This window comes from Cloacibacillus sp., from assembly GCF_020860125.1.
Lineage (GTDB): Bacteria > Synergistota > Synergistia > Synergistales > Synergistaceae > Cloacibacillus.
This window is the reverse complement of sequence record NZ_JAJBUX010000060.1, coordinates 1-6,308: the sequence shown is the minus strand read 5'-3', so window position 1 is coordinate 6,308 and position 6,308 is coordinate 1. Positions and strand designations below refer to the sequence as shown.

4 protein-coding genes are annotated in these 6,308 nt (G+C 57.3%); all 4 read right to left on the bottom strand.

What is annotated here, in order from left to right; genetic code table 11:
* Positions 1-432: 432 nt before the first annotated feature.
* Entirely contained in the window at positions 433-1,620 is a 1,188-nt protein-coding gene (locus tag LIO98_RS07715; RefSeq protein WP_291955080.1) for a Gfo/Idh/MocA family oxidoreductase, read from the bottom strand.
* Between the two features lie 112 nt (positions 1,621-1,732).
* Positions 1,733-3,172 carry an aldehyde dehydrogenase family protein gene (locus tag LIO98_RS07710; RefSeq protein ID WP_291955076.1) on the bottom strand — a complete coding sequence of 480 codons (1,440 nt, stop codon included), beginning with the start codon at positions 3,170-3,172 and terminating at the stop codon, positions 1,733-1,735.
* 366 nt (positions 3,173-3,538) lie between these two features.
* Entirely contained in the window at positions 3,539-5,371 is a 1,833-nt protein-coding gene (locus LIO98_RS07705) for a thiamine pyrophosphate-binding protein (protein ID WP_291955073.1), read from the bottom strand.
* A 4-nt stretch (positions 5,372-5,375) separates the two neighbouring features.
* A complete protein-coding gene (aroD, locus tag LIO98_RS07700) occupies positions 5,376-6,173 on the bottom strand; it encodes a type I 3-dehydroquinate dehydratase (RefSeq protein ID WP_291955070.1) in 798 nt (265 codons plus the stop codon).
* Between the last annotated feature and the right edge of the window lie 135 nt (positions 6,174-6,308).

Genomic DNA, 6,308 nt, shown 5'->3' with positions numbered 1-6,308 from the left:
TAAAATATAAATTTATAGTCCTGGAGAATTTTCATTCTAATTGAATATGATACTTTTTCTCAGCTTTGCGGTTCATTTATTGTTATATTTTATTAATCATAAGAGGCTAAAACTCGTCAAAAAGAGCTCTTTTCACAAAGATACTGAATTTATCGTTTGATAAAATATATCAATACCTATATTTTTTATAAGACGAAAACCGCGAAAAGTCCGTGTTGACACCTATTCATAACATGATATTTTTATTGATATTCCCGCTGCTAATCTACAATTTCACCCAGCAGCCGGGATCAGCGCTCAATTACAATAAACAGGGCGCGGACAGCCACCGTTCATGGCGTCCGCGCCCTATTCACGTTTTATATTTTAAGCGGGATGACCGGCTGTTCTCGCCGCCTTCGGGCCGCTCGTCACGACTGCGGGTCGAGTTTCCTACAGCTCTGCGAGTTTGAGCTTCCGCCCCTCCTCCGCCGAGAGATAGGCGGCGTACATCAGCCGCGCCGTCTCGCAGGCGATATCTATGTTTGAAAGCGGTTCACGGTCAAAGGCGACGCATTCCATGAAATCCTGGAACTCCTGGATCTGGCCCCGGAACCACTCCTCTTCGAGCATGACGTACTGATAACCCCTTTTCGTCTCGACATTGCCGGTGACGTATATATCCTTCAGCGTCTCGTCGCCCGCGGCGTAGGAGATGAGCGAGTTGTTCTGGCAGATGTTGCAGTACATGTTGCCACCCGTCGTGTTGACCTCGACGGTGTTGCGGATGCCGCCGGGGACCGCGTCGGAGGCGAAGACCGTCGCCTTCGTGCCGTCGCCGAAGGTCAGCTGCATCATGCCAGTATCCTCCACGTCTTTGGGACGGGCCACGATCGCGCCGCGCCCGGACTCAGGAATATTACGAAGCGCCGTCCCCACGTCGCCGTAAACGTCGCGCACCGAATAGGCCTCGCCGCGCGCCGCCGCCTCCGTGCGTTTGAGGAAGAGCACCGCCGAAAGAGGATGGCACCCCTGGCGGATCAGCGCGCCGCCGCCGGAGTTCTTCCATTCGTCGGCAAGCCGCGTATGCGCACCGCTGTGGCTCTCGTCGGCCTTCATGAGCATGATCTTATCCTTCGAGGCGCGCAGTATCTCGGCGCTCTTCGTCACCGCGGGCGCGTAGATCCAGTTTTCGGCATACATGAAGAGCCGTCCGCTCTTTCTCACCGCTTCGCGGAGCCGGTCAAGGCGGGAGGCTACGACCTCGTACATCTTTTTCCTGTCCACCTCGCCGACAAGCTGCGGATCGCCCGGCTCGCCAAAATATCCGGTCAGCGGCTTCTCGCAGATGACGTGCTTGCCGGCCGACAGCGCCTCCTCGATCATCACGTGATGCATATTCGTCGGCGTGCAGAGGTCGATGACGTTAAGGGAAACGTCGTTAAGGAGCTCTTTATAATCCGAGCAGATGCGCGGTATGCCGTATTTCGCGGCGACCTGCTCCGCGAGCTCCCGGTTCGGCTCGCAGAGTACGCTCACCTGCGCGTCCACCCCGTAGGCGCGGTTAATGCCGTAGGCGTGGAACTTTCCCGCGAAACCCGCTCCGCAAAGCCCGACGCGGACCTTTTTATTTTCAGACATTTTTTCTACCTCCGTTTGGTAAAGACTGGTATAAAAAATAATGGCGGCTTCCCCTTATAGGGAAACCGTCATTATTTTTGTCGGTTATATTATATCCGGCACGAAATATCCCTTAGAACTTGATTACTTCGCCCTGTTCCCTCGTGACCGCGCCGTCGAAGAATTCACCGAAGAGGACGTCTTCGCTGGGCTGGTCCTTCATGATCGGGCGCGCCACCCATGTGCTGTTCATGTAGTGCTTGAGCGCGATGTTCTCGGAGACCTGGTTGCCGCCCCAGGTGCCGCATCCCATGCTAGAGGTCATCGGCATGCCGTTCTCGGCTGAGCCGGCGTTGGCTTTTGACTGGGGCTGGCGGACCATTACGCGGGTGACGGGGGCGCGGAGCGCGAGGCGCTGGATGTGCTCCTCGTCAAAGCTGTAAATGCCGCATGAATGGCCGCGGCCGCCGACCTTGTATATCTCGTCCATCATCTTGAGCGCGTTCTCAAACTCGCCCTCATATTTGTAGATGGTGAGGAGGGTGGTGAGCTTTTCGCCGGAGAACTTGAACTCCTTGCCGATACCCTCGCTGTTGACCATCACGAACTTGCGGTCCGCGGGGATCTCGAAGCCGGCTTTGCGGCAGAGCTCCTGCGGCGAGACGGCGACAGTGGCCACGATACGGTGCCCTTCTTCATTCCACATCGCCTTCTTGAGCAGGGCACGCTCTTCATCGGTCGCGAGGTAGCCGCCCTCGGCGATAAGCGCCTTAACGGTCTCGTCGTAAATGGCGTCGCTGATGATGATGTTGCCGTCCGCCGAGCAGCCGGAACCGAAGTCCGAGGTCTTGCTTATGCGGGTGTTGCGGGCCGCCTCGGCGGGGATCGCCGTCTCGTCGTAGATCATCGTCGCGTTGCCCGCGCCGGAGCAGTAGGCCGGTTTGCCGGAGCTGTGGGCCGCCTTGGTCATCGCGGGGCCGCCGGTGGCCATGATGAGGTCGCAGCGCTTCATCGTCTCGGCGACGAGCTCCATGTTGACCTCGGAGACGCACTGGAGGAAGTCGGGATTCTCACCGATGGACGCGAGCGCGTCGCGCATGATCTGGACGACCTTGTTGGTGGTCTTCACCGTGCGGGGATGGGGGGAGAAGACGACGACGTCGCGGGCCTTAAGGGCATAGATGGCGGTGACGATCGGGGTAAGTTCGGGATTGGTCATCGGGATAAGCGAAGTGATTACGCCCGCGGGCTTCCCGTAGCGGGTGATGCCCTTTTCGGGGATCGTCTCGATCGCGCCGACGCTCTTCTGGCGCAGCGCGTCGCGGAGCACGCCGAGGATCTTGTGGCGCTTGCCGTAACGTCCGTTCCTGTCTCCGGCTCCCGCCTCGTCGACGCCCATCCAGCATATCTCCTGGAAGGTCTTGGGGTTGCCCGCCGCCCAGGCGACGCAGCGAACCATGCGGTCTACCTGCTCTTGGGTGTAGTTCTCGATCTGCTTCTCCGCCGCTCTCGCCTTCGCGAATATCTCGTCAAGCTTTGCCAGCTGCTCGGGTGTTACTTCGTGCTTTGCCATTGAATAACATCTCCTTGAAATTTTTTATAAATTTAGATGCCTTAATTTTGTTTCTGCTATATGGAAATTAAAACTGTTTATCGGAAACAACTATAAAATAAACCTCTTTTATCTCCTTGTCAAGTACCATTTGTTAGAATTTATTTCCATTATATGGAATTCAACCAAAAAATTTCTCTTTTGCTACAAATTTACACGCCGTCCCTCATCCGCCGAGAGATAGGCGGCATAGAGCGCCTCCACCAAACCGTCTCTGAACCTCTTTTTTTCGTAAAAAGATGCTGGAACGATATTCGCTCCGGCACTTTTTCGCCTAACTTTTCCCTGTCCGCCGCATCTGCCGGCAGAGGCGGCGGCGCGCCGGTCTTACTTTTTCTTTGTCTTCTGTTCGCGAAGCTCCGCCATGTACCAGGGAGTGGTATCTTCCCACTGCCACTGTCTCCAGGGCTTCTCCTCGCCGCGCTTACGGTAGATGTCGTTGATATTCCAGCATCCCCAGGTTACGACGGGAGCGTTTTCCATACGCACATCGATGACGCAGGGTTTGTTGGAGGCCAGGGCCTCTTCAAGCATCGGCTTGAACTCCTCGGCCTTCGTCACCTTATAGCCTTTGATGCCGTAGGCTTCGGCGATCGCCGCGAAGTCTGGGCTGTAAGGCTCCCCGTCCCTCATAAAGAGCGTACCGAACTGGTGGTCGTAGTGCTGGCGCTCAAGACCCGCGATCGTTCCGAAGGCGCAGTTGTTCATGACGACCCAGACGACCGCCACGCCGTCCATCGCGCCGGTCGCGAAGGGCGAGACGTTGGTGCCCATGCCGCCGTCGCCGATGAGGGCGACGACCTTCTTGTCAGGGTTCGCCACCTTCACGCCAATGGCCGCCGAGGGTCCGTAACCCATCGTGCAGAGGCCGCCGGGGGCGACGAAGGTACCAGGCTCGTAGATGTCGAACTGCTGGCCGACGCCGTTCTTGTTCCAGCCTACGTCCGCCACCACATAACCGTCGCGCGGCAGAACCTCGCGCAGGTCTTTAAGGATACGCTCGGGGCGCATCGGGTACTGCGCGGAATTCTGGGCCTCGACAAGCGTCGCCTTATAGGCGGCCTTGGCCTCGGCGATTGCCTTGACGATCTCCGGACGCTTCACGCCGTTGGGGTACTTCCTCTTAGCCGCCGCGAGGATTGCCTCAAGGGCCTCCTTCGCGTCGCAGATCGCGCCGATGGCGGTCGGGAAGTTGCGCCCGATCTCCTCCTGGTTGATGTCTATGTGGATCAGCTTCGTCGGGGGCACGTCAAAGGTCTCGCCCATATACCATGAGCTGCAGTCCGCCTCCGAGAGACGCGTGCCGACCGCCATCATAACGTCGGCCTTCATCGCCGTCGTGTTGTTGAACTCCGTACCCCAGAAGCCGGTCATACCGACGGCGAGGGGGCTGTCATCGGGGATCGAGCCCTTGCCCATAAGCGTATAGAGCACGGGGATTTCAAGATGTTCGGCAAGCTCGGTGAGCGCCTTTGCAGCTCCTGATGAGACAACGCCGCCTCCGGGATAGAGGATCGGGGCCTTGGCCTCCGCGAGCATCGTCGCGATCTCCTCCGCGGCGGCCTCCGAGAGGCCGGGCTTCGGTAGCTCGGGGAAATTGTTCATGCGCTGTTCGAAGAAGCGTGTGTCAAGCTCCATCGAGAAGATATCCATCGGGATTGAGACAAGGACAGGGCCGGGGCGTCCGGTGACGGCAAGGCGGAAGGCCTTGTCCATTACCTCGGGAAGAAGCTCCGGACGGTCTACGCGCCAGGCGCGCTTCACGAAGGGACGGTATATCTCATACTGGCTCGCGTCGGCGTGCATGTTGACCTCCTGATGGGGATGGCGGCCGAAGTAGCAGGAGGGCACGTCGCCAGCGATGACGACCATCGGGATCGAGTTAAGGCCGGCCTCGGCGACGCCGGTGGTGGCGTTCGTAAGTCCGGGGCCAAGATGCGTCATGAGGACACCGGGAACCCGGCAGTCCTTGCCGCGGGCATAGCCGTCGGCGGCGTGCGCCGCGATCTGCTCATGGCGCACCGAGATGTAGCGGATATTGCTGTCCTTGAGGGCGTCAAGGAAACCGATCACCGTGTGGCCGCAAAGACCGAAGATATTTTCCACGCCACGTGATTCGAGAAACTTGACCAGCTGAAAGGATACAAGATCTTTTGCCATTATATTATGCCTCCGTATGTGTGGGATGGATTACGTTAAAGCACTGACGAAGCTCCGCGACGGGAATCTGTCCCGGGGCCGATGACTGCGAACCGACCGCGAAGGTGAGGTCCGAGCCGAAGAGTCCGCCGACGAGACGCGTGACTGCGCCCGTGGGGCCCATCGACATAGTGATGATGGGAATACAGGGGAACTGGCGGCGCACCTCGAGGGTGGCGGAGAGCACGTTGAGAACGTCCTCCTCCTTCTGCGGCATCGCCGCGAGCTTCGCCACATGAGCGCCGGCGGCGATCTGCTGCTTGAGGATCGAAACCAGCTCGTCGCGACTCGGGGTCTTCTTAAAGTCGTGGAAAGAGACAATCAGCGAGGTCTTCGTGCCGTTCAGAAGCTCGAGTACCTTTTTGATCTTGTCTTCGCCGTATATCAGCTCCACGTCGATGAAATCGACAAGGCCCTCTTTCACCGCGGCCTCGTAGATGCCGAATTTGGCCTCGTCGCTGACCTTCTTGAAGCCGCCCTCCCAGTCGCCGCGGCAGGTAAGGATGATGGGAGTTTCGCCGACGATAGCGCGCACCTCTTTTATCATCGCCAGCAAGGCCGCCTGGTCTTCAACAAAATCCCAGGCGTCAATTCTAAGCTCGATGATATCCGGGGCAATCGCGGGGACATTCTTCGCCTCGGAGACTATTCCGTCATGATCCTTCCCTACGAGGGGGATACAGACCATCGGTTTCTCCCCGCCGAGGAGACCGTTTCTCACCTGAATCGGATGCCTAGGCTGTAATCTTCTTACCTGCTTCATAAAAAAGCCCTCCTATTTTATCTTATACTTTTCATTATGTAGAAACCACAACTATTCTAAGGAAACATATATACATTATCTCTATATTAGAAAATTGTCAAGATACCATTTAGCAGATTATTTTTCCGAATCTCG

Excerpts from the sequence above, each read along its gene's own strand:
- LIO98_RS07705 (WP_291955073.1), bottom strand. The coding sequence starts at position 5,371 with ATGGCAAAAGATCTTGTATCCTTTCAGCTGGTCAAGTTTCTCGAATCA.
- aroD (WP_291955070.1), bottom strand. The coding sequence starts at position 6,173 with ATGAAGCAGGTAAGAAGATTACAGCCTAGGCATCCGATTCAGGTGAGA.
- LIO98_RS07715 (WP_291955080.1), bottom strand. The coding sequence starts at position 1,620 with ATGTCTGAAAATAAAAAGGTCCGCGTCGGGCTTTGCGGAGCGGGTTTC.
- LIO98_RS07710 (WP_291955076.1), bottom strand. The coding sequence starts at position 3,172 with ATGGCAAAGCACGAAGTAACACCCGAGCAGCTGGCAAAGCTTGACGAG.